Annotated in this window: 19 protein-coding genes and 1 tRNA gene; 14 read left to right on the top strand and 6 right to left on the bottom strand. The window is 37.6% G+C overall.

Going from position 1 to position 23,027, the window contains the following annotated elements:
- Window positions 1–27 precede the first annotated feature (27 nt).
- Entirely contained in the window at window positions 28–741 is a 714-nt protein-coding gene (locus Q0N70_RS06165; RefSeq protein WP_294014979.1) for a polyphosphate polymerase domain-containing protein, read from the bottom strand.
- A 209-nt stretch (window positions 742–950) separates the two neighbouring features.
- Here Q0N70_RS06165 and Q0N70_RS06160 point away from each other — a divergent pair, with 209 nt between their 5' ends.
- The 3 genes from Q0N70_RS06160 to Q0N70_RS06150 all read left to right on the top strand — a co-directional run bounded on the left by Q0N70_RS06160 (window position 951) and on the right by Q0N70_RS06150 (window position 3,976).
- Window positions 951–2,120 (top strand): CotH kinase family protein, encoded by a 1,170-nt coding sequence (locus Q0N70_RS06160; RefSeq protein WP_294014977.1) that lies wholly within the window; start codon window positions 951–953, stop codon window positions 2,118–2,120.
- 96 nt (window positions 2,121–2,216) lie between these two features.
- On the top strand, window positions 2,217–2,918 hold the full coding sequence (locus tag Q0N70_RS06155) for an iron-sulfur cluster assembly scaffold protein (protein ID WP_013701663.1): 702 nt from the start codon (window positions 2,217–2,219) through the stop codon (window positions 2,916–2,918).
- An 11-nt stretch (window positions 2,919–2,929) separates the two neighbouring features.
- Complete coding sequence (locus Q0N70_RS06150) at window positions 2,930–3,976, top strand: GGGtGRT protein (RefSeq protein WP_294014971.1); 1,047 nt, start codon at window positions 2,930–2,932, stop codon at window positions 3,974–3,976.
- Window positions 3,977–4,243: 267 nt separating this feature from the next.
- On the opposite strand, the gene Q0N70_RS06145 is transcribed toward Q0N70_RS06150, so the two are convergent.
- The 3 genes from Q0N70_RS06145 to ade are packed head-to-tail and all read right to left on the bottom strand — an operon-like array spanning window position 4,244 to window position 9,157.
- Window positions 4,244–4,966, bottom strand: a complete 723-nt coding sequence (locus tag Q0N70_RS06145) for a DUF6675 family protein (RefSeq protein WP_294014969.1) — start codon at window positions 4,964–4,966, stop codon at window positions 4,244–4,246.
- A gap of 3 nt (window positions 4,967–4,969) precedes the next feature.
- Complete coding sequence (gene lon, locus Q0N70_RS06140; RefSeq protein WP_294014967.1) at window positions 4,970–7,375, bottom strand: endopeptidase La; 2,406 nt, start codon at window positions 7,373–7,375, stop codon at window positions 4,970–4,972.
- A gap of 51 nt (window positions 7,376–7,426) precedes the next feature.
- Window positions 7,427–9,157 (bottom strand): adenine deaminase, encoded by a 1,731-nt coding sequence (ade, locus tag Q0N70_RS06135; RefSeq protein WP_294014965.1) that lies wholly within the window; start codon window positions 9,155–9,157, stop codon window positions 7,427–7,429.
- Between the two features lie 116 nt (window positions 9,158–9,273).
- Between ade and Q0N70_RS06130 the strand changes: the two genes are divergently transcribed.
- Window positions 9,274–9,882, top strand: a complete 609-nt coding sequence (locus Q0N70_RS06130; RefSeq protein ID WP_294014963.1) for a hypothetical protein — start codon at window positions 9,274–9,276, stop codon at window positions 9,880–9,882.
- Between the two features lie 240 nt (window positions 9,883–10,122).
- Here Q0N70_RS06130 and Q0N70_RS06125 read toward each other — a convergent pair.
- Window positions 10,123–10,204: transfer RNA gene (locus Q0N70_RS06125), tRNA-Leu, on the bottom strand.
- Between the two features lie 133 nt (window positions 10,205–10,337).
- On the opposite strand from Q0N70_RS06125, the gene Q0N70_RS06120 reads away from it, so the two are divergent.
- From Q0N70_RS06120 to Q0N70_RS06110, 3 genes are read left to right on the top strand one after another with little or no spacing between them, the layout of a single operon-like run.
- Window positions 10,338–12,035, top strand: a complete 1,698-nt coding sequence (locus Q0N70_RS06120) for a capsule assembly Wzi family protein (RefSeq protein ID WP_294014961.1) — start codon at window positions 10,338–10,340, stop codon at window positions 12,033–12,035.
- Window positions 12,036–12,046: 11 nt separating this feature from the next.
- Window positions 12,047–13,609, top strand: coding sequence for a polysaccharide biosynthesis protein (locus tag Q0N70_RS06115; RefSeq protein WP_294014959.1), 1,563 nt, complete (start codon window positions 12,047–12,049; stop codon window positions 13,607–13,609).
- 3 nt (window positions 13,610–13,612) lie between these two features.
- Window positions 13,613–14,815 carry a glycosyltransferase gene (locus Q0N70_RS06110; protein WP_294014957.1) on the top strand — a complete coding sequence of 401 codons (1,203 nt, stop codon included), beginning with the start codon at window positions 13,613–13,615 and terminating at the stop codon, window positions 14,813–14,815.
- 10 nt (window positions 14,816–14,825) lie between these two features.
- Here the strand turns inward: Q0N70_RS06110 and Q0N70_RS06105 are convergent, their stop codons facing one another.
- Window positions 14,826–15,839 carry a hypothetical protein gene (locus tag Q0N70_RS06105; protein WP_273464524.1) on the bottom strand — a complete coding sequence of 338 codons (1,014 nt, stop codon included), beginning with the start codon at window positions 15,837–15,839 and terminating at the stop codon, window positions 14,826–14,828.
- A gap of 78 nt (window positions 15,840–15,917) precedes the next feature.
- Between Q0N70_RS06105 and Q0N70_RS06100 the strand changes: the two genes are divergently transcribed.
- The 7 genes from Q0N70_RS06100 to Q0N70_RS06070 all read left to right on the top strand — a co-directional run bounded on the left by Q0N70_RS06100 (window position 15,918) and on the right by Q0N70_RS06070 (window position 22,979).
- Window positions 15,918–16,976: an acyltransferase family protein gene (locus Q0N70_RS06100; RefSeq protein ID WP_294014954.1), complete on the top strand. Its 1,059-nt coding sequence runs from the start codon at window positions 15,918–15,920 to the stop codon at window positions 16,974–16,976.
- A gap of 148 nt (window positions 16,977–17,124) precedes the next feature.
- Window positions 17,125–17,550, top strand: a complete 426-nt coding sequence (locus Q0N70_RS06095) for a hypothetical protein (protein ID WP_294014952.1) — start codon at window positions 17,125–17,127, stop codon at window positions 17,548–17,550.
- 146 nt (window positions 17,551–17,696) lie between these two features.
- Window positions 17,697–18,659, top strand: a complete 963-nt coding sequence (locus Q0N70_RS06090) for a hypothetical protein (RefSeq protein ID WP_294014950.1) — start codon at window positions 17,697–17,699, stop codon at window positions 18,657–18,659.
- Window positions 18,660–18,828: 169 nt separating this feature from the next.
- Window positions 18,829–19,779 carry a TAXI family TRAP transporter solute-binding subunit gene (locus tag Q0N70_RS06085; protein ID WP_294014948.1) on the top strand — a complete coding sequence of 317 codons (951 nt, stop codon included), beginning with the start codon at window positions 18,829–18,831 and terminating at the stop codon, window positions 19,777–19,779.
- Between the two features lie 14 nt (window positions 19,780–19,793).
- Window positions 19,794–20,309 carry a DUF1850 domain-containing protein gene (locus tag Q0N70_RS06080; RefSeq protein ID WP_294014946.1) on the top strand — a complete coding sequence of 172 codons (516 nt, stop codon included), beginning with the start codon at window positions 19,794–19,796 and terminating at the stop codon, window positions 20,307–20,309.
- 16 nt (window positions 20,310–20,325) lie between these two features.
- A complete protein-coding gene (locus tag Q0N70_RS06075) occupies window positions 20,326–22,380 on the top strand; it encodes a TRAP transporter permease (RefSeq protein WP_294014944.1) in 2,055 nt (684 codons plus the stop codon).
- A gap of 176 nt (window positions 22,381–22,556) precedes the next feature.
- A complete protein-coding gene (locus tag Q0N70_RS06070; RefSeq protein ID WP_294014942.1) occupies window positions 22,557–22,979 on the top strand; it encodes a DUF6078 family protein in 423 nt (140 codons plus the stop codon).
- Window positions 22,980–23,027 lie beyond the last annotated feature (48 nt).

Below are 23,027 nucleotides of genomic sequence, written 5' to 3'. Positions count from 1 at the left end.
TAAAATAACCAAATAAATTGCTGAATCTTATGCTCTAAATCCGCAGCGAACTCCCTGAATATCAAACTTCCTGCACAGATAATATTTCGAGAACGAAGTCCACTGCAGCGCGCTTGTCTGGAGCGTCTCGTTTATAAAGTCCGGCAGAAGCTCGTCGTACTTCACCTCAATCATATTTGTCCCGAACGGAAAAATTGAGCGGAAAGCCGCATCCTCGTTGAAAAAGTCCCCGATATTGCTTGAAGAGCGCAGATTCCTGTCAAAAGTGATTCTCACGTTTCCGTCGTCATAAGTGAAAGGAACACGCTCGTAGGCGACAATCTCAACCGGGCGAAGCGCGCGGAACTGCATCTGGCAAATCAGCTTTTTCAGAAGATAAGGAGTCTCGCTCGTAAAATCCGGGATTTTCCCTGCCATAATCTCCTCGAGCGTCTCAAGCTTAACCGGGCAGGAAGTCTTTAGGCACATCCCTCTTTCCTTCCTTTTTAACTCAAGGGAAATTCTCTCTTTCGAACAGTTGTAGATTCTGATTCTGAATTTCTCGCGCGGGTCAGTGCCGTTCTCGTTTTCAAGATAGCACGTGTTGAAGATGTCGTCGAAATAGATGCTTCTGATTGCGTACTCACCTTTCTCGCCGGTGTTCCTGTCGCGCAAAAGAATCGCATCCATACGCTGCTCAATCGCAGAAAGCGTGATTTCAGGAGAAAGATATTTGAACTCGTGGCGATATTTTCCTTTCATAAAACTCCTTGTAAAACCTTTAGTTACCGAATAAACGGTAACTAAATCTGATATTACAACTATTATACTTCATTGTCAAGAGTACGGGGGGGTAAAAACCGCAAAAAAGTTGAAGAAAAATGCAAATAATGCTATAAAAAAGTATGCAATTAAAAACAAACTCTTTTTTGCACTTGGCAATTCTAGCAATTCTTTCTTTATTTTTGATTATGATGTTTTCAAATTCATCAAAAAATCAGATCTCGCCTGAAAAATGCGAAGAAATAGGACTTTCTGTCATGCACATTGACACAATGGCAGGCAAAAAAATAAATTCAAAAACAAACTATGTAACGGCAATGTACGAAGCCGAAGAGTTTTCAGGTTCATGCAAAATCCGCGGACACGGAAACACAACATGGCAGACAAGGGAACTTTACAAAAGACCGTACCTTCTAAAACTAAACAAGTCCGCTCCGCTTTTTGGAATGAAACAGTCAAAAAAATGGATTTTAATGGCGAATACTGCGGACAAAACTTCGCTCAGAAATGAATACGCTTATTTTCTTGCAAAAAATGTCTGGAACAGAATGAAATGGACTCCAGATGCAAGATTCGCCGCAGTTTTTATAAATGGAAAATTCAACGGACTTTATCAAGTTACAGAAAAAGTTGAACACGAAAAACTTTCGCTCCCGGAAGGCTCATTTCTCGCAACCGTAAATTCAAGGCTAAACAAGGAATGGAATTTCCGCACACAACGTGGAACAAAAATCAGCATACGAATGGAACAAAAATCCGAGGCAGAATACAAGAAAATGGAGCAGATAATTCAAAATGCCGAAGATGTGATTTTTTCACCTGATTTCAAATCCGCGGAAAAAGGCTGGCAAAGTGTAATTGACGAAGATTCATTTGTTGACTGGTACCTTATAAACGAATTTACCAAAAACCACGATGCAAAATTTCAAGCTTCCTGCTATTTTTATTATGACTCACAGGCAAAGAAAATTTTCATGGGACCGCTCTGGGACATGGATATTTCATGCGGAAACATAAACTACGACGGCTGTCAAGACCCAGAAGGATTTTGGGTAAACAAAGACCAATGGTACAAACGGCTTTTTGAAGATGAATATTTTGCAGAAAAAGTCGCAGAACGATGGAATGAAACAAAACAAAAGCTTATTTCCTCTTTCGACTGGCTTGAAAACGAGTCAAAAAATGTAAAGCCGTTTGTAATGCTAAATGATTCAGTATGGCACAATCTTGGAAGACGGCAATGGCCTCATGCTCCCGGATGGAAAAACCGCAAAACTTACGAAAGTGAGGTTGACTATATGACTGACTTCCTAAAAAAACGCGCGCAATGGATGAGCAATGAATATTCCGGCAATTGAATTTCCGTTTTCAAAGTGATATAATTTCCGCCAAGATTCCGGCAGGCTTACATTTTTAGCCGGATTAATATTTCTACATATCTCGAGGTAAACGGTATGAAGTACACTGCAGAAGTGGAGCACATGTGCCCGTTGGCAAAAGGTGCTTATCACGGACCTGCTCCCATCCCTGAGGAAGGCGCATGGGTTCAGGCAAAGACTCAGGAAGATATTTCCGGTTTCACACACGGAATCGGCTGGTGCGCACCTCAGCAGGGCGCCTGCAAGCTGACTCTCAACGTCAAGAACGGAGTCATCGAGGAAGCTCTTGTCGAGACAATCGGATGCTCAGGAATGACACACTCGGCAGCTATGGCTTCTGAAATTCTCATCGGAAAGACAATCATCGAAGCCCTCAACACAGACCTTGTATGCGACGCTATCAACACCGCGATGCGCGAGCTTTTCCTTCAGATTGTGTACGGACGCACACAGTCCGCATATTCAAAGGACGGTCTTAAAGTCGGAGCATCTCTTGAGGATCTCGGAAAGAACCTCCGCTCACAGGTCGGAACAATGTTCGCGACACGCAAGACAGGTCCGCGCTATCTTGAGATGACAGAAGGCTACGTCGAGAGCTGCGCGGTTGACAAGGACAACCAGATTATCGGCTACAACTGCATCAACTTCGGAAAACTCATGGACGCTCTCAAAGCCGGAACAGATCCTAAAGAAGCGATTGAAAAGGCACGCACACACTACGGACGCGTTACAGAAGATCAGGGCATGGTCAAGCTCATCGACCCTAGAAAGGAATAAGGAGGAATACAATGGCAACATTATTTGAAGATTTTGAAGGTCGCATTCCTCAGGTAAACAAGGCTCTCAAGGAATACGGATTCGCTGAAGGCGAGACCGGACTTCAGGCTGCGCGCGATCTGTGCAAGTCAAAGGGCTTTGATCCTTATGAAATCTGCCAGTCAACACAGCAGATCTGCTTTGAAGATGCAAAATGGGCTTATGTTCTCGGCTCTGCAATCGCCCTCAAGAAGGGAGAGAAGGCAGGCGGAATGACAGGAAGCGAAGCCGCCGCCGCAATCGGTGAGGGACTTCAGGCATTCTGTCTTCCGGGCTCAGTAGCTGATGACCGCAAGGTTGGTCTCGGACACGGAAACCTCGGCGCACGTCTTCTTTCCGAGGAGACACAGTGCTTCGCATTCCTCGCAGGACACGAGTCTTTCGCGGCAGCTGAAGGCGCAATCAAGATCGCCGCGAACGCGAACAAAGTCCGCAAGAACAAGCTCCGCGTTATCCTGAACGGTCTTGGAAAGGACGCTGCTCAGATTATCAGCCGCATCAACGGATTCACTTACGTTCAGACAAAATTCGACTACTTCAACGGAAACGGAACTGACAAGGCTCTTACAGTCGTAAAGGAAGTTCCTTACGGAAACAATCCTGACCGTCTCATCGTAAAATGCTACGGCGCTGACGATGTACGCGAGGGCGTCGCAATCATGTGGCACGAGAATGTCGATGTCTCAATCACAGGAAACTCAACGAACCCGACAAGATTCCAGCACCCTGTCGCAGGAACATACAAAAAGGAACGCCTCCTTGCAGGAAAGAACTACTTCTCCGTAGCTTCAGGCGGCGGAACAGGACGCACACTGCACCCAGACAACATGGCAGCAGGTCCGGCTTCCTACGGATTTACAGACACATTGGGCCGCATGCACTCAGACGCTCAGTTCGCAGGATCCTCATCAGTTCCGGCACACGTCGAGATGATGGGCTTCATGGGAATGGGCAACAACCCGATGGTCGGCTGCACAGTAGCCTGCGCCGTTGCAGTTGCTGAGGCTTTCAAGAAATAAACTGAAAGCAGTTCCGTAGAGGCAGCTGATGGCAGCCGTGCGAGTTTTTATGTTTTTTGCACAGCAAAAATGCGAGCATTGCGAGCAAATAAAAACTCGAGTTTCATCCGGAGGAAACGACGGATGAATACTTGTACAGTAGCATGTGCCGTTGCTGTAGCTGAAGCTTTCAAGAAATAACCTGAAAGTACTTTTTTTAGTGTAAAAACACAAAAGCCGTTTGGAACATTCCAAACGGCTTTTCTTATATTTCTGAACCTTATTGTTTCAATCTAAAAAAGATGTTGCAAAAGAACAAAATGCTTTTACCCGCGAAATAAAGGCAACTTCAATTCTGTGTGTCAAAAATTTTATTTTGGGAGCTTTTGCCGCTCCAATTCCATAAATAATCCAATATTCATCATGCTTAAAAGCAACCACAATCGACCTAAGATTATTTTCTTTTACACGCACAAAAGAAATGCAAGCCATGTCATTTAAATTTTTTGATTTGTAAAGCAGAAAATTTTCATAATCTGTTTTTATAGAAATATCCGCAGTGTAAACTTCAAAAGGAGGCATTTCCATATCAACAGTAAAATTGCGCATTTCATCAGCCTGCGAATCAGAAAGAATTTTGCAGTATGAATAAAGCGGAGTTGTCGTCTTGTGGCGTTCCGAATAATAAGGAATTTTTGTATAAGACTCAACATTTGAAAGAAGCTCAGAAAGTTTTTTTATAACTCCATCGCCATCACTTGCTTTTCTAATCTGAAGAACTTCCACAAAATAACGCGGATTCAGTTCTCTCAATTCATCAAGGCAGGAATTTACTTCCGCATTTTCCACGTCAAGGCAAATATTTTTGTACGAGCTGATATTTCGAATAAGAATTTCACCATTTAAAGCAGAATCAAGCTCCTGCTCCGAAAGTTTCGAATTAAACGGAAATGCAAAAGAAGCAGAAACAAGTACAAAAAATCCGGCAAAAAAAGTAAAAGCAAATTTCATACGCTAAAAGACAATATCAATCACTTCCTGAACATTTGACACTGGAATAAATTTTATTCCGCTTTTTACGTGCTCTGGAATTTCGTCAAGGTCACGGACATTTGCCTTTGGAATTATAATCGTCTTTATCTTGTTGCGTTTTGCAGCGACAGTTTTTTCTCTAAGACCACCAATTGGGAGCACCTGCCCTGTAAGGCTAAGTTCTCCAGTCATTGCAAGGTTCGGCTTTATTTTTTTTCCCTTTAAAAGCGAAGTAAAAGTTACCGCCATTGTAATTCCCGCGCTAGGTCCGTCTTTTGGAGTTGCGCCTTCCGGAATATGAAGATGAACTGTGTTTTCTTCAAACCATTTGCTGTCCTTGATTTTATTTTCTATTGCAAACTGACGGCTCCAGTTCATGGCAATCTGCGCGCTTTCCTTCATAACATCGCCCATTTGTCCTGTAAGCTGAAGTCCGCCTTTTGAAGACTTTATCGCAATTGATTCCAAAAGCAAAGTGTCGCCGCCCATGCTCGTCCAAGCAAGGCCAATCGCAGTTCCGGGCACAGAAGCTGTCTTTATCTGGCTTTCATCAAAAACTGCCTTGCCAAGATATTTTCTGACTTCTGGAATATCAATGCTGAAATTTTTCTTTGCAACAGCTTCGCCAATCTTTGCAGAATCAGTCGCTCCATTTTTTTCAAGCTGGCTTACTTCCGCAGCGACAAGTTTTCTGTTTATTTTATCAATGCACTTTTCAAAATTGCGGACTCCGGCTTCCCTTGCATATTCTGTCGCAATTAAAGATAGAGCCTGCTTTGAATATTTCACCTGATTTTTCTTGAATCCGTTTTTAACAAGATTTTTCGGAAGCAAATATTTCCGCGCAATTTCAATTTTTTCCTGATCTATGTAGCCTGAAAGCTCAATTATTTCAGCGCGGTCAAGCAAAGGCCGAGGAATTGTGTCCAAAGTGTTCGCAGTAAGAATGAAGAAAACCTTGCTCAAATCAAACGGCAAATTCAAATAGCTGTCGCGGAAAGTTGAATTCTGTTCAGGATCAAGAACTTCAAGCAATGCAGCTGAAGGATCTCCCTGCGCGCTTGCATTCATCTTGTCAACTTCATCAATCATAAAAACAGGAGCTTTTGACTTTGTAATTTTCAAGCCCTCAATAATTTGTCCTGGCATAGAGCCAATGTAAGTCCGCCTAAAACCTTTTATCTTAGACTCGTCATGCTCGCCGCCCACACTGAATCTAAAAAATTTTTTGTTCATCGCATTTGCAATTGAACGTCCAACGCTTGTTTTTCCAACTCCCGGAGGTCCAACTAAAATCAGCACAGAACCTTTTCCGTCGTTTTTAAGCATACGCACAGCAAGATATTCAATGATGCGTTTTTTTACATCTTCAAGACCGTAATGGTCATTTTCAAGAATTTTTGAGGCTTTTTCAATATTGTAGTTTTCAAGCGGCTCGTCATTCCACGGAAGAGAACAAACAGTCTCAAGATAATTGCGGCTCATGTTGTAGTCCGGGTCGTGCGGATCAAGCAAATGAAATTTTTCAAGCTCGCTGTCCAACGCTTCTTTCACTTCGCCTTTAAAATTAAATGATTCGATTTTCGATTTGAACTTTTGGTAGTCGCTTGTCTTTGAGTCTCCAGCAATTCCAAGTTCTTCCTGAATGCTTTTCATTTCCTCGCGCAAGAAATATTCACGCTGATTTTTTTCGACTTTTTCATTCAGCTCAGTCTGAATCTTTTTCTGAACACGGAAAATTTCCTGCTCTTTTTTTATAAAGACAAGAACTTGCTCCATTCTTTTGTGAACATTTGTCATTTCAAGAACTTTCTGCTGCTCTTCCTTGTCGATATTTAAAATCGAAACAATGAAGTCCGCGATTTTTCCAGGATGATCAATGTTCACCATGTTAAGACGCATTTCCTCGCTGAACATCGGATTGTTTTCGCTGATTTCCTTCATTTCACTTATAAGAGCGCGCGTAAGAGCCTTTACTTCAAAAGTGTTGTCCTCTTCATCCTCAATATATTCAACAGCCGCGGCAATAGGATTTGAACTATTCAAGACCTTGCGGATTTTAAAACGCTGCAAAGTCGAAACAAAAACATTAACGCCGCCATCCGGCAAATTTATTTTTTTTATAATGCGGGCAACAGTTCCAACTTTATGAAGATCAACAACAGTAGGATTTTCCTTGTCTTCTTTTAACATGACAATTCCAATAAAACCGTCGCCTGCCAAAGAATCTTCAATAACTTTTATGTCCTCGGAATTATTTATCATAAGCGGCGTAAAAATTCCCGGAAAAATCGGGCGGCCGCCAATAGGAAGAATATTAAGTTTTAAAGGAAGCTGAGTTTCAGCTGGAAGTCCTAAAATTTCTTTTTCGTTTGGTTGTTTTTTCATAGACTATAATATAATCAAAAATTTAGAAAAATACAAATGACAAAAAAAATATCAGTCAGCTTCAATCGGCGTGAATTTGAATTCATTGACATCAAAAAGTCCGCGCGGAGTAAGTTTTATTTCAGGAATCACAGGCAGGCTTAAAAATGAAAGTGTCATAAAAGGCTCAATTTCGCGGCTGATTCCAAGCTCATTCCAAGCAAGCTCCAAAAGATTTTTCAGAGTTTTGCTTACTTCCGCAAAATTCTTATCAGACATCAAGCCCGCAATCGGAAGAGACAAAGAGCCAATGACAGTTCCGCGCTTTACAAGAATAATCCCGCCGCCCATTTTGTTAAGTTCATTTACCGCAATAAAAATATCGCTGTCGTTGTCTCCTGCGGCAATAATATTGTGGGAATCATGGGCAATTGTAGTGGCAATCGCTCCGCCGTGAATTCCATAGTTTTCTATAAGGCCTTTTCCGATTTTTCCACTTTTCTTGTGCCGCTCCATTACAATAAGTTTTTGAATCTGCGGATTTTTTTTGCAGTCAAAAATTCCGTTTGTCAAATTCACTTTCCGAATTTCGCATTTTGTTACAAGCTCATGATTTTTTAAACTTATGACTTTTGCGTTTTCAGAATTCAATTTTATTTCTAAATCTTCTATTATAAATGGCTTTATATGAACAGAATGAGTTACAGCCTTGTCTACCCTATTGCGGATTTCAAAAACAGCCTTTCCATTTTCCGCAGCGAGTTTTCCGTCTATAAAAACTTTTTCAGCCTCAAAATCCTCAAGATTATTAAAAAGAACAATGTCCGCAGAATATCCTGGCGCAATCAGCCCGACATCATTCAAGCCGTAGCATTCCGCAGCGTTCACGGTCGCCATTGCAATTGCAGTAAAACAGTCAAGCCCGTTTTTTACAGCAAGCTTAAGGTTTGCGTTTATATGCCCGAATTCAATTATATCCTGAGGATGCTTGTCGTCAGTGCACATTGCGCATCTTCTGGAATTTTCTCTTGTTACAGAAGGAAGAATTTCCGCAAGATTTTGGGCAGCAGAACCTTGGCGCAAAAGAACATACATTCCGTTTTCAAGTCGCTCCAAAACTTCCTGTGGAGAACTGCATTCATGGTCAGTTTTTATTCCTGCCGCGGAATAAGCATTCAAAGAAAAACCATTCAAGCCAGGCGCATGTCCGTCTATAATTTTCTGAGCATTTTTTGCCGCACAAATTTTTTCCAGAACTTCAGAATCGCAGGACGAAACACCGGGAGCGTTCATCAATTCTCCAAGTCCCAAAATTTCAGGCTTTTTCAAAAGCTCTTCAACAGCCTCTGAATCAAGGGCAGCCCCGGAATCTTCAAAGCCAGTGGCAGGAACGCAAGACGGAATCATAAAATGAACTTTTAACGGAACCCGACGTGCGGAATTAATCATAAAGTGAATTCCTTCAGAACCGCTGACATTCGCAATTTCGTGAGGATCGGCAATTACTGTTGTTGTGCCTTTTGGAACTACAAGCTGAGCAAAAGATTCCGGCGTGCACATTGAAGATTCAATATGAACATGAGCGTCAATAAGCCCCGCAACCGCAAAAAGCCCATGCGCATCAATTTCAGTTTTTCCGTGGTACGAGCCAACGCCGGCAATCAATCCCTGCTCCACAGCAATGTCTGCATTTTTTACAGTCCGCGTTATTGGATTTACAACACGGCAATTTTTTATCACAAGCTCCGCCTCGCATTTTCCAGAAGCAGCGTTTATAAGGAGCGAAAGTTTCTTTGCATTCATGCTGAAATTGTAAAACCCGGCAAAAAAAATAGCAAGAAGTTTTTTAATTTTGCATTTTAACAGAAAACTAACAGATTTTTAATCGTGCCTTAAAAAAGAAAATTTAAATAACAGCCATGACAATAAAAAAACATATTTTTCTTTCCAACATTCTTATGATTATAATTCCATTTTTGGCAGGAACAGCCGCAACAGTTTTGGCAGGACTTTTATTCTGGAACATTTTTTTCAGGCAGTACATGGACGAATCTGTTGAAGACTCAAGGCTCAAACTTGCTTACGTAATGATGATTCACCAGATGAAATCCTACATAAAAAACGGAAAAACCGACAGCGAAAGTTTTCTTTCCATGCTTGATTATGCGGACACCCACGGAATTTTTCTTGAAGCAATTTCTGAAGACGGAAAAACAGCGCGTTCAGTCGGAAGCCAGACTCCAGAAGCTCAAAAATTAAAAGAATTTCTTTACGAGCTCGGCGGAAAAGGAAGCATAAATTCAGAAGGCGCGAGCATATACGGCACAAAAATAAAAATCAGCGGAAAAAATTATCAAGTCATAGTTTCTGGAAAATTCAACTGGCGGGAAAATCAAACCAACGAAAGATTCTTTTTTGCAATAGTAGCATTTATCGCAATAATCGCACTTTTGTCAATTTTTATCACAGACAAAATCTTAACAGAACTTTTACTCAAAAAAATTTCAGAAATTACAAAAGATAAATAATTGATGATTTGCAGGAAAACACATAAAGACATACTAAGTTCAATTTAGAGTTCTGATAAAAACCGCCATAAATTTACAACAGATTATCGGGTCAAGCCTGATAATGACAGTTAATCAGTTAATTTTATAAAAACTCCCAATTTAGGCATTATAGTAAATTTTGATTTTTTTATACTTACCCAAGTTTATTATAATACAATTCAACTATAAAAAAAGGACTGCAATTTAGCAGTCCTTAAGTGCGGAGAACCTGACTTGAACAGGCACAGCTTGCGCCACCAGCACCTCAAGCTGGCGTGTCTACCAATTCCACCATCCCCGCATTGCTTTTTGCAAAGTGTGATAATACTATATCAATTTGAATAAATTATGTCAATAGAAAAACTTCACTTTTTTCAATTTATAAAAGAAATTTGCAGTTGATTCTATCATGTCAAAAAAGTTATAATCTACGTATGAAAAAAATCAACTTTATAATGCCAATTGCGCTTTCTATCTTTTCAGCAGTATTTGCTCAGGAAGCCTTAAAATCAACAGAAGAAGAATACTACGACTTTTTAAGCCTTACTGGAGCGGCAGAACGCCCGACACTAAACTATCGCACGTTAAGCGACAGCGAATGGCAGATTACAGATGAAGACCACATTTGGAAAGGTAACAATCTTGGAACAAAACGCATCTTATATGAATTAGACGCAACAGAAACAAACTGGTTCACATCCGAAATCGACCGCAGTGTAAAACTCAAACTCTATGGTCCTGAATGGTTCAACAGCTACAACACAAAAGCCCCTTACGGACAAAACGACGGCGCGCTCTGGCAAGGAAAAGGCTACAACACAAGTCTGACCGCCGGCGCAAGACTAGAAGCCTACGGACTCGAACTGACATTCAAGCCGCAAATAAGCTGGAGCCAGAACAAGGAATTTGAACTTTTTGACAACAGCGCATATTATACAAACAAATACGCATATATTTGGGGATATGGAAATGACACAGGAGCAGATGCTCCGCAGCGTTTTGGAGATTCGTCTTTCTGGACATTTGACTGGGGAGACACAGAAGCAAGATACTCCTGGAAAAACCTTACAGCCGGATTTGGAACACAGGCAATTTGGCTAGGACCTGCATTCTTAAATCCAATGCTTCATTCTAATAATGCCGCTACATATCCAAAATTTGATATAGGTTTAAGAAAAACAGAAATTCACATACCTCATACAGGATGGAATATTGGCCACATCGAAGGAAGAATTTGGACAGGATATTTAACAGAATCAAAATATTTTGACAATGACTCTGGCAACGACCATAACTTAATCCATGGATTTACATTCAGTTACGCTCCATCATTTTTGCCTGGACTTACTATTGGCCTAAACAGAACTTGCCTTGTAAAATCCTCAAAGGAAAATCTAAAATATATAATACCTGTTGGCAACAATACCCATGTAGGAGAAAAAGGAGCCGGAGAAGATCAGAAATTTTCTTTTACAGCAGATTACTTGTTTCCTTCTGTAGGTTTTGAAATCTACGGAGAAATCGGAACTGACGATTATGCTCCGGGAGGCGGATTCAAAGGCTACCAGCGTTATCTTACGCATACAATGACATACACTGTGGGCGCAAAAAAATCAATTACAATTTCAGAAGAAAAAAAGATATACAGCGAACTTATATTTGAATGGAACAATACAGAAATGTCGCAGAACTACCAGCTTGTCGGTGGTTACAGTTTTGGATTTCATTATCAAATCACACAGGGATACACAAACAGAGGTCAGTGGCTAGGCTCAGGAATTGGATATGGAGGAAATTCCCAGCACCTCGAATATAGGATCTATTATCCAAAAGGTTCTACATTTTTGTGTATAGGCAGAAATAATCCAGACAATAACTATATCTATGCAAAGGCAATAAATTCAAATACAAATGAAACAGAGATAAAATATAGTCATGCATTCAAAGCAAATTACTATTTTGGAGCAACAACCACATATTTCATTACCAAAAACTTTTCTGCAACAGCTGGAGCTGCATTCGACTTAATAATAAATCCACTTTACAACATAAGAAATGAAGACAAAGAAACTGTAGGAAATGATCAGATTAACAACTGGCATTTTGAGCTTGCTTTAAAATACAGGCTATAGGAATTATTTAATTGTCAGAACAAGAAATATTAAAACCCAAAATAAAACTCTCTCGTACAAAAAATGCTGTTAGAAACATATACAGCGGAATGTTCAACAAAATTTTTACTATATTTTTTCCATTTTTAATACGAACCGTTCTTATTAAGAAAATCGGAATTGAGTATGCTGGTCTGAACAGCCTTTTTTCATCGATTCTGCAAGTGTTGAATCTTACAGAATTAGGTTTCGCAAGTGCTGTTGTCTACTCCATGTACAAACCTATTGCAGAAGATGACAAAGACACAATCTGCGCGCTTCTTAATTTTTACAAACGAGTTTATTTTATAATCGGGCTTGTCATTCTTGCACTGGGAACAGCGGTAATGCCATTCCTGCCGCATCTTATAAAGGGAAATATTCCACAGGATATAAACATATATGTACTTTACAGTATTTATTTAGTAAACACATCTTTGAGCTATCTTTTATTTGGCTATAAAAATTCACTGTTAAATGCACACCAAAGACGGGATGTAATAAGCAACATACTTACAATAACCCAGGGACTGATGAATATCTGCCAGCTGCTTATTCTCGTTACAATAAAAAATTATTATTTATATGTCTTAATGATGCCGATTTTTACAGTTCTTAACAATGTTATGGTTGGAATTGAGACAAAAAGAATGTTCCCTGAATATTCATGCAAAGGAAAACTCGATATATCAGTAAAAAAAGACATAAGAAAAAAAGTTGCAGGATTGATGATAAGTAAACTTGCACAAACTTCAAGAAACAGTTTTGACAGCATTTTTATAAGCGCTTTTCTTGGTCTTGCAATGACAACAATTTATTCAAACTATCTTCTTGTTATTTCTGCAATTACAGGAATTTTAAATATAGTTATTAATTCCCTGCAAGCAGGAGTTGGTAACACTCTTCAAACAGAAACAAAAGAAAAAAATTATGAAAATCTAAAAAAATTCAATCTGTTTTATACCTTATTTTCCGGCTGGTGTACAACATGTATGTTATGTATGTACCAGCCATTTATGCGACTTTGGTTAGGAGAAGAATTTCTTCTGCCATTTGGAGCAGTTATTCTAATATGTTCATATTTCTATATAATGAAATCTGGAGACATGAATTCTCTTTATTTTAACGCATCAGGTATGTGGTGGGATGGAAAATACAGGGCTATTGCAGAATCTTTGTTGAATATAATTGGAAATTTTATACTTGTAAAACTGATGGGAATATACGGAGTCATACTTGCCACCGTAATATCAATAACTGTTGGTCATTTTTGGAACGGGCAATTTTTATTTAAGCTTTACTATAAAAATAATAAGACTGTTAAATATTTTTTATTCGAAGGAATAATTGCAGCTACAAGCATTTTTATTTGTATAATAACATTTATAACAACAAAATTCATTCCAAAGTCTGATGCAACAAAAACTTTTATTCTCACACTAATAATAACTGGAGTTATTGCAACAACTTTGTTCAGTTTTGCATATATTTATATGTCTAAAGCGTTAAACCTTAAATTACCAATAAAAAAACAATATTCACAAAAAGGACAGTAAAAAATGAAAAATATTCTTTTTGACCTTACCAGCACACAACCTATCAGAGGCTCTAAATTTCACGGGGGGGGGGATTACGCAGAAGTTGTATTTAACAAAATTATTTATAGTTATAATAAAGATGATATAAACTTATATGCTGCATACGATTCTTCAAGATATATAAATATAGATTTAATTGAAAAAGCAAAAAGTCTTGGAGTTATACTTATTGATATAAAAGAAGTAAAACCTACTGAAATTTTACAAAAATATAAAATAGACCGTTTCTATTCACCATTAATACAGCAAAGTCTTGGATGGAAATTAGACTTTTGTGAAACAATAGTAACAATTCATGGACTAAGACAAATAGAAATGCCTGCAAATTCTATAGAACTGAAATATTGTTCAACAAATAAACAGAAATTCAACATAATAAAAAAGATTGTAAAACAATTTCTTTTCAAAGAAAAAGAAATAAAAAGAATCGTATCAAACAGCAGCATTAATAATTTAATCCGACCAAATATAAAAATTATCACAGTTTCAAATCATTCAAAATTTTCAATTCTTTCTTTTTATCCACAAATCAAGGAAGAAAATATAAAAATTTGCTATTCACCATCTTTCAATCAACTAGAAAATAATTCAATAAAATCAATTGAATTTTCAAAAATAAAAGAAAAAATCAATATTGAAGCAAAAAAGTACTTTTTACTTACAAATGCTGAACGCTGGATAAAAAATGCAATAAGGGCAATTCAAGCTTTCGACCTAATACTTGATGATAAAAAATTTTGTGATTATAAATTAGTGCTTACAGGTGTCATAAACAAGAAGATATTTAAAAAGGAAATAAAACATAAAGAAAATTTTGTATTATTAGATTATATAGAACGAGATGAATTAGAATGTCTTTTTGAGAATTCCTATGCTTTTATATATCCATCATTAAATGAAGGCTTTGGTTATCCACCACTATCTGCAATGAAGTATGGAGTTCCTGTCATAACTTCCGGGTCATCTTCCATTCCAGAAGTTTGTGGAAATGCGGCAATTTATTTCGACCCATATTCTATTTATGAAATCAAGAATAGAATACTGCAGCTTTCTGACAAAGAAATTTATAATGAATGTTCAAAAAATGGGCTAGAAAGATTTGCCTATATAAGTGAATTTCAGAAAAAAGATTTGCAAAGACTTTCACAAATAATATTGCAATAAAAATAATATTCTATTTGTCTTTTTTATACAAATATTCTCTCAAAAATGACAGCAGTTTGTCCGCGGAGTATTGATAGCTATCATAATTCCAATGCAAAGGAGTATTTGTTTTATTTAAAAATTCTATATTAAAATCATTTTCTGATGTGAAAGTTGACAGCATTTTTTTATCATAAAACGGAGCATTTATTAAATCCTGATTATTTGAGATAAGTTTTTTATTCAAAGAAATAGCTTCCAAAACTCGTGTTGTATAACCAGTATTGGAAGTTGACTGCATAACTTCAAGCAAGCAATCTGCATTTGAACATCTTCTTAAATATTCTTTATATGTAATAAAATCTATATATTGAAAATTTTCATCAAAAAATGTCCGCTCGCTTTCTTTTGCTCCTGCAATTTCGAATAAGACTTTTATTCCATTCTGTTTTAATTTTTTATATATTTCAACAAGCAAATTCAATCGTTTTTTTGCTCTTCCCATAAAATATATACTATACTTTTGCCCCCCCCGGACATTCTGAATTTCTATATTGGCAGGAAACGGCACTATATGAGGATAATAAACCAGTCCGTATTTTTGCGAATCTTCTTTATCAAATGAGAACAGCGCATCAAATTTATTTTTTGCAATATTTATGTCAAAACCTTTTTTATAAGAATCAACAATATCCGCAAACAAGAAGCATATTTTTATATTAGGATTTATTTTTTTCAGCCATTTTTCATAAGAATGACGATAAAACAAGAAAAAGGAATGCCTAAAAACCAAAACGATGCATTTTTCATCAGTTTTTATAAAGTCCTTTATTTTTTTTGTTTTATAATTCTGAATCCAAATATCTTTGAACGGAATATTGATAATTTTATTAAGTTTTTTAGATATATGAATTCCGTAAAGAAAACCAATGAGCCCTTTTTTATTCAAAGAGGTATTTACCCACAAAACATCTTTATTTTTTAATAAATCAGAATAATAAAATGTATAATTGTCATCTTTTGGAGATAAAAATAAATATTTCATATAAACCTATCTTTAGTGTTTTTATTAACCTTACTTACTATTATAATTTTATAAAACATTGTACAATTATACAACATTATGAAAATCGGAACTAATAAAAAAGAGTATAATTTTGTAGATGTATTAAAATTCTTTTTCATGCTATGTGTTATTGCTATACATTGTAATATAGAGTCTATATTTGGAAGAACTGGCTGGTATATTTTGCACTGCATATTTCGACTTGCAGTTCCTTTCTTTTTTGTTGCAAGCGGTTTTTTCTTTATGTCAAAGCTTGAAAAATCCGGGGGGGGTGGAATTGAACAGACAATAAAATCATATATACGAAGAATATTAGTTCCACTTTTATTTTATGTTACACTGAATATATTGCTTGATGTGTTTCTAAAAATCATCAACAATTATCAGTTTTCAATAAAATGGTTTGTAAGAACCATTCAGAGGATTTTATTTGATCCGCCTGGAGCAATGTGGTTTCTTTCTGCCTGCATATTTGGAATTATATTTTTATATCCATTTCTAAAAAGAAATAAAATAAATCTAGCAATTTCTATTGGAATCTTTTTATATTCGTTCGCCTTGATTTGCAACACTTACTATTACATTATCAAAGACATTCCGTTTTTTTCCAGCATGATAGAACTATATGCCAAATTTTTCAAAATTGCCCGGAATGGTCTCTTTGTGGGATTTTTTGATCTTGCAATAGGAATAAAATGCTATGAAATAAACAAAAAATGGAACAAACAATACAACAAGATAGTTTGTTGTATCTCTCCAATTTTATTTTTGTTATTATGTGCAGAGATTTACTTTGCAGAGCAAAATAAACAGTTCCTGATGGATGACCATTCATTATTTATATTTTTACCTTATTTTATCGCCTGCATTTTTCTTATAGCCTTGCATATTCCATTTCCAAAAAGACAAATGTCAATATTACGAAATTTAAGCTCAGGAATGTATTTTATGCATAGATTTATACTTGAAATAATATCAATAGGGCTAATTCATTTATATCCTGTTTTTGCAAATTCTCCAATCACAAAATTCTTGCTCACAACCTTTTTAAGTTTTTTTGTTTGTATGATAGGTTATAAAATCAACAACAAAAAAATAAACTTATTGATTAAATAGAAAAAAAATGTTTTCTTCATTGACGGCAAAATCAGCAGGAAAAATTTTTGGAGCTTGGTAGAATTCAAATACCCGACACATCAAATAAGCTTCAATACGGAAGAAGCCTTGAAATGCTTAAAATTCATAGATTCATACGAGGTTACCGATGAAGAATGATAACGCGCTGTTTTATACTTGCAGCTTAATCGAATTTATTGGCCGCAGACAAAAACAAAAGAGAGCATATATTGTAAATACATTGGGCAAGAGTGTTGTGAAAAGAATATATACCCATTCAGATGTTCTGCATTTCGAGGTGATAGACAGCGTTGCGGAAGAATTTATAAATATGTGCTCCATAAAAACAGGCGATTTTGACAATGTTGTAAAATGCAAATATGAAGTTCCTGATTACTGGACAATAGGTGAAGTGTATGAGCGCCTTATTGAGGATGTCCAGCCGAATGAAAATGTTGACATCATAATTGAAAGCCTGTTCAAAGTTTACAATTCCTGGGTCAGCGACAGCATAAGCAGATTCAACACAGACTTTTACTATCAAAACCGAGAATATATAAAGGAATGTTTTTGACCAATAAGCAGATTGCCTAGAAAATAAAAACTTATTCATCTAAGAGCCATATTATTGCATATTTTAAGCACTAAGCAATGTTGTTGCATATTTATTGAAAATACTTTTTCATTGAAAAAACATTTATTTAATAATATACTATAAAAATGAATATTGCATATATTTTAATAAGCACACCGAACGACACATTTTATGAACAGACAGCAATAAGCATTATGACATTAAGAAAAGTAATGCCAGATGCAAATGTATATATTTTAGTTGATAAAGATACAAAATCTACATTCAAAGACAAAAGAACAATTCTTGAAAAATACAGTGTAAATATTATTACAGTTGATGTTCCAGAAAAATTTAATAACAGAGACCGTTCAAGATTTATAAAAACATCAATGAATAAATATTTGCCAAGAGATTTCGTTTATATAGATTGCGACACAATTATTTATGAATCACTTGAAGACTTGCCTAAAGAACCTGCTGTTGGCATGGTTTTAAACCGCCACATGAAAATTTCGGAAAGTCCAGTAAAAGACTTCTTTGAAAAAAATGCAAAGGAATTTGGCTGGCATGACGGCTATGATGACAAGCATTTTAACGGAGGTTTTATGAGTGTTAATGGCTCAGAAAAATCCGATGCCCTTTTTACTCTTTGGCATGAACTTTGGAATGAAAGCCGGGAAAAATCAAACGGAACTGTTTTTGACCAGACTTCTTTAAACGAAGCAAATTACAGGCTTAACGGAGCAATCACAGAAATTGACGGTATCTGGAACTGTCAGATAAATAGAAACTGCCGATGTATGCCTTATATTCATGATGCAAAAGTTCTTCATCTTTTCACAAACCCAAAAATGCATATTCATGACATGGCAAAAAACGAAATAATAAAATCCATTCTTGAGCCTGAACATCCAGAACTTGATAAGATTCTTGCAAATCCAAAAGCTGCGTTCCATGATGTCTATGACTTAAACACAGATTTTTATTCAGTTGAAATGTCAAAAACTCCAGCATATATTTTTCTCCGCAGAATTTACGAGAAAAATAAAAAATTCTTTAATCTTTGCAATTCTATTGCAAAACTGTTTATGAAATTTTCAAAGTAGAATGAAAGCATAAAAACTGAAAAATCTTTAGTAAGCATTTTATTTTTTCTCTTCTTTCCAAGTTGCAAAATGACACTATTCATTTCTATATTCTACTGTCCCCCAATTGAAAAAAACGCAATTATATAGTAAAGTTTAGAGTATTTTTGTTGATTTTTTGGAGGTTTCTATGAAGAAAATTGTAAAACTTGGCGCGCTGTTGATTTGCGCGGGGCTGCTTCTTTCGGGCTGCTCAAATGCTAAAAAAGACTACATTCTTGCGACCGGCGGAACTGGCGGAACATACTATCCGTTTGGCGGAGCAATTGCAAATATTTGGAATACAAAAATTGAAAATATGAACGTTACAGCTCAGGCAACTGGAGCTTCCGCAGAGAATCTTCGTCTTATAAACAAGGGCGAAGCTGAATACGCAATTGTGCAGAACGATGTAATGGACTACGCTTACAACGGAACAGATCTTTTTGAAGGCGAAAAGCTTGAAAATATTATGACAATCGGAACTCTTTATCCTGAAGTTGTCCAGATCGCAGTTTCAAAAGACAGCGGAATAAAATCTGTTGCTGATTTCAAAGGAAAGCGCATTTCTGTAGGAGACGCAGGTTCTGGAGTTGAATTCAATGCAAAGCAAATTATGGAAGGCTACGGACTCACATTCGACGACATCAAGAAGAGCAACCTTTCATTCAAGGAATCCGCAGAAGGAATTCAGAACGGAACTTTGGACGGATGCTTTATCACGGCTGGTGTTCCAAACGCTGCATTGCAGGAACTTGCATTCACAGCAGGACTTACTCTTGTTCCAGTTGAAGGAGAAGCTGCAAAGAAAATCTGCGAAAAGTACGGATACTACACGCTTACAACAATTCCAGGCGGAACATACAAAGGAACAGATTCTGACACACAGGCTCTTGCAATCAAAGCGACACTTGCAGTAAATGCAAAGCTTGATGAAGAAATCGTATACGAAATGACAAAGGCTTTGTTTGAAAATCTTTCAGACCTTGCAACTGCCCACGCAAAAGGAAAAGAAGTTTCCGCGCAGTCAGCTGTAACAGGCGTTTCTGTTCCGCTTCATCCGGGCGCAAAAAAATATTTCAGCGAGCTTGGCTTAAACTAATCCGGCGGAAATATTTGTCTAAAAGACTTTTTTCAGTTCTTGTTTTAATTTTTTTGGCAGGGGGAATTTTTATTTTCCCTGCGCTTCCCGTTCTTTCAGTCAGCAATAGAAAAAAAACGTCGCAAAGATTTTATTCTATGAATGGCTTTAGGAACGGCTTTGCAATTTCCTATACACATTCGGTTAACAAAGGGCGCGTAAAAGATTTCTACAAATCAAAAGGACGCAAGCTTGTGTGCGGCAGAACAGTTTTTGTTTCTTACGGAGCCGGAATTCCAGAACCGCAGGAAATGCCAGGCGCAGTTTTTAAGTCAACTGACGAAGGCTACGAAATTTCAAATATAAACAGAACTGTTGACAAACTTGTAATGGCTGTAGGAATTGTGGCAAACCACGCTTTTTCCATTCAAGACAAAAATGGAAAAAGCACAGACTATTTTCTTGCTGATTTTTTTGAGCCGCAGACAAGCATAGTCTTTCAGATAAAAAATGTTTCAATTGCAGATTATATTTTTCACCATATAAAATAAATTACAGGAGGTTTGAATGGCAAACAACAAAAACAAAAGCTCTAATGACTACATCGAACAGCTTCTTCCTACTTCAAACGAAGAAGAAATGAAGAGGATGATGAAAGAGCTGGACCGCGAGCAGTCTTACCGTGAACACAAATGCTGGCGTCAGTATATTACAGTTTTTATTTCTGTTATTTTTGTGCTTTTTCAGTTGTATGCAACTTTGTCTGGAGCAATCACAGCGCAGGTTCTTCGCGCAACACATTTAGCTTTTGTGCAGCTTCTGGCATTTCTTCTTTTTCCTCCAACAAAACACAGTCCCCGGAACACGCTTCCTTGGTACGACATTGTGCTTGGACTGATTGGAGCAGCCTGCTGGCTTTACATTGTCGTGAACTTTGATTCGCTTGTAAGACGCTCTGGAAACAACACGCCGCTAGATGTTGCAATAGGAATTGTCGGAATTCTTGTTCTTTTTGAAAGCTGCCGGAGAATCGTAGGGCTTCCGATTATGATTATAGCAGGCTCTTTTATCGTGTTTGCGTTCGCGGGAAAATATCTTCCGGGATTTTTGCATCACAGAGGATATTCGCTTCAGCGTGTCGTATGCCATCTTTTTTACAACACAGAAGGAATCATGGGAACTCCAATCGGCGCATGCTCTACATTTATTTTTCTTTTTATTCTGTTTGGCGCGCTTCTTGAAAAAACAGGAATCGGGCACTTTTTTATTGACGTGTGCAATGCGCTTGCAGGAGGAGCGAGCGGCGGTCCTGCGAAGGTTGCCGTTTTGTCTTCCGCGCTTTTGGGAACTGTTTCAGGCTCGTCTGTTTCAAACACTGTAGGTTCTGGCTCGTTCACAATTCCAATGATGAAAAAGCTAGGCTACAAAGGCGAATTTGCAGGCGCAGTTGAGGCAGCAGCTTCCACAGGAGGACAGATAATGCCGCCAATCATGGGAGCCGCAGCGTTTCTTATGGCAGAAAGCCTCGGGCTTCCGTACATAACGATTGTAAAGGCAGCGATTGTTCCGGCGATTCTTTACTTTACAGGAATTTTTATAACCGTTCATCTTGAAGCAAAAAAGCTCGGACTTAAAGGACTTCCAAAGGAACAGCTTCCGCGCTTTATGCCTCTTCTTCTAAAAAAAGGCTATATGATTCTTCCGCTTGTTGTGATTATTTATTTTCTTTGCGCAGGAAAGACTGCGGTTTTTGCGGCGTTAATGGGAATCATTGCCTGTGTTCTGGTCGGATTCGGAGTTTCTGTCTCTGATTTGGCGCATGGACGCAAGCCTTCTTTCGGCGGAAAAGATATTGTTGAAATCATGTGCACTGCCGCAAGAAACATAATCAGCGTAGCGATTGCCTGTGGAATGGCGGGAATCATAATCGGAATTGTAACGCTGACAGGTTTGGGACTAAGGCTTGGAAACGGACTTGTTATGCTGGCGCACGGAAAACTCTTATTAACTTTGGTCTTTACAATGGTTGCTTCCATAATCCTCGGAATGGGCGCGCCTACAACTGCAAACTACCTTATCACTTCCACAATTACAGCAGGAGCAATCATAAGCCTTGGAATAGAACCGCTTGCAGCCCATATGTTTGCATTCTACTTTGGAATCATTGCCGATGTTACGCCTCCAGTCGCACTTGCCGCAATTGCCGGTGCCGCAATAGCAAAAGCCAAGCCAATGAAAACCGCCCTGAATGCGACAAAACTTGCCATAGGCGCATTTATAATTCCTTATATGTTTGTCTACAACAGCAAAATGCTTATGATAAATGCATCCGCTCTTTCTGTCGTTATGATAATTGTAACCGCAATTCTCGGAATGTTCGGAATCAGCGTTGCTCTTGAAGGCTACGGATTCAACAACACTGGATTTTTCTACAATTCAGGAAAACGCAAGACAACAATAATTGCATTTGACACAGCTGAAAGAATTCTCTTTGCCGTTGCCGGACTTCTCTGTGTAATTCCAGAGGCAAAAACCGACATCATAGGAGTAAGCCTGCTTGCAATCCTCATTGCATACCAGCTGATTCTAAAAAAAATACACAGCACAAAAGCAATAGCATAAAGCCATTGAAAGTTATCCGCCTCCCAGGTTTGTAAAAAAACGTGGGAGGTATTTTTTTGCTTAAATAGTCAGAATATCGAATTTTATAATTTAATGTCATTATCGGGATTGACCCGATAATCTCTAAAAAATCTCTTTAGTAAATGTGATTTTTTATTGTATAATAATTAATAGGAATGAACCTTACACCACCAGAACAATATAAATTATGCGCGAATTCAGCTTGCAAAAAGTCCGGGAATTGCCTAAGGCAAATTTGCTACAGGCAATTAACAAAAAATGATATTGGCATTTATGTTTTGAATCCGCTTCTTTTTCCAAAGAAAAATGAGGACTGTCCTTATTTTAGGACAGACAAGAAAATAAAGCTTGCCTGGGGAACAAAAAATATTCTTGACGATATTCCTAACAAAAAAGCCGCGGAAATAAAAAAGGAACTCCTTATAAAATACGGAAGAACAAAATACTATCAGTTTTACAGATGCGAGAAACCGCTTTTTCCATCCGACCAGCAGATATTCACAAAAATCTTCCAGAAACACGGAATAGAAGCAGAAGTCAAATACGAAAAATTCACAGAAGACTATGACTGGTATTAGAGTTCGCCTGAATTAACCACAGATAGTTCACCAAGAAAAACCAAATAT

Source organism: uncultured Treponema sp., from assembly GCF_945873775.1.
Taxonomy (GTDB): domain Bacteria; phylum Spirochaetota; class Spirochaetia; order Treponematales; family Treponemataceae; genus Treponema_D.
The sequence above is the reverse complement of the archived record's forward strand: the minus strand, read 5'-3'. Positions and strand labels throughout refer to the sequence as shown.

Excerpts from the sequence above, each read along its gene's own strand:
- Q0N70_RS06160 (WP_294014977.1), top strand. The coding sequence starts at position 951 with ATGATGTTTTCAAATTCATCAAAAAATCAGATCTCGCCTGAAAAATGC.
- lon (WP_294014967.1), bottom strand. The coding sequence starts at position 7,375 with ATGAAAAAACAACCAAACGAAAAAGAAATTTTAGGACTTCCAGCTGAA.
- Q0N70_RS06100 (WP_294014954.1), top strand. The coding sequence starts at position 15,918 with ATGAAAATCGGAACTAATAAAAAAGAGTATAATTTTGTAGATGTATTA.
- Q0N70_RS06075 (WP_294014944.1), top strand. The coding sequence starts at position 20,326 with ATGGCAAACAACAAAAACAAAAGCTCTAATGACTACATCGAACAGCTT.
- Q0N70_RS06070 (WP_294014942.1), top strand. The coding sequence starts at position 22,557 with ATGAACCTTACACCACCAGAACAATATAAATTATGCGCGAATTCAGCT.
- Q0N70_RS06165 (WP_294014979.1), bottom strand. The coding sequence starts at position 741 with ATGAAAGGAAAATATCGCCACGAGTTCAAATATCTTTCTCCTGAAATC.
- Q0N70_RS06095 (WP_294014952.1), top strand. The coding sequence starts at position 17,125 with ATGAAGAATGATAACGCGCTGTTTTATACTTGCAGCTTAATCGAATTT.
- ade (WP_294014965.1), bottom strand. The coding sequence starts at position 9,157 with ATGAATGCAAAGAAACTTTCGCTCCTTATAAACGCTGCTTCTGGAAAA.
- Q0N70_RS06105 (WP_273464524.1), bottom strand. The coding sequence starts at position 15,839 with ATGAAATATTTATTTTTATCTCCAAAAGATGACAATTATACATTTTAT.
- Q0N70_RS06120 (WP_294014961.1), top strand. The coding sequence starts at position 10,338 with ATGAAAAAAATCAACTTTATAATGCCAATTGCGCTTTCTATCTTTTCA.
- Q0N70_RS06130 (WP_294014963.1), top strand. The coding sequence starts at position 9,274 with ATGACAATAAAAAAACATATTTTTCTTTCCAACATTCTTATGATTATA.
- Q0N70_RS06145 (WP_294014969.1), bottom strand. The coding sequence starts at position 4,966 with ATGAAATTTGCTTTTACTTTTTTTGCCGGATTTTTTGTACTTGTTTCT.
- Q0N70_RS06150 (WP_294014971.1), top strand. The coding sequence starts at position 2,930 with ATGGCAACATTATTTGAAGATTTTGAAGGTCGCATTCCTCAGGTAAAC.
- Q0N70_RS06155 (WP_013701663.1), top strand. The coding sequence starts at position 2,217 with ATGAAGTACACTGCAGAAGTGGAGCACATGTGCCCGTTGGCAAAAGGT.
- Q0N70_RS06110 (WP_294014957.1), top strand. The coding sequence starts at position 13,613 with ATGAAAAATATTCTTTTTGACCTTACCAGCACACAACCTATCAGAGGC.
- Q0N70_RS06090 (WP_294014950.1), top strand. The coding sequence starts at position 17,697 with ATGAATATTGCATATATTTTAATAAGCACACCGAACGACACATTTTAT.
- Q0N70_RS06085 (WP_294014948.1), top strand. The coding sequence starts at position 18,829 with ATGAAGAAAATTGTAAAACTTGGCGCGCTGTTGATTTGCGCGGGGCTG.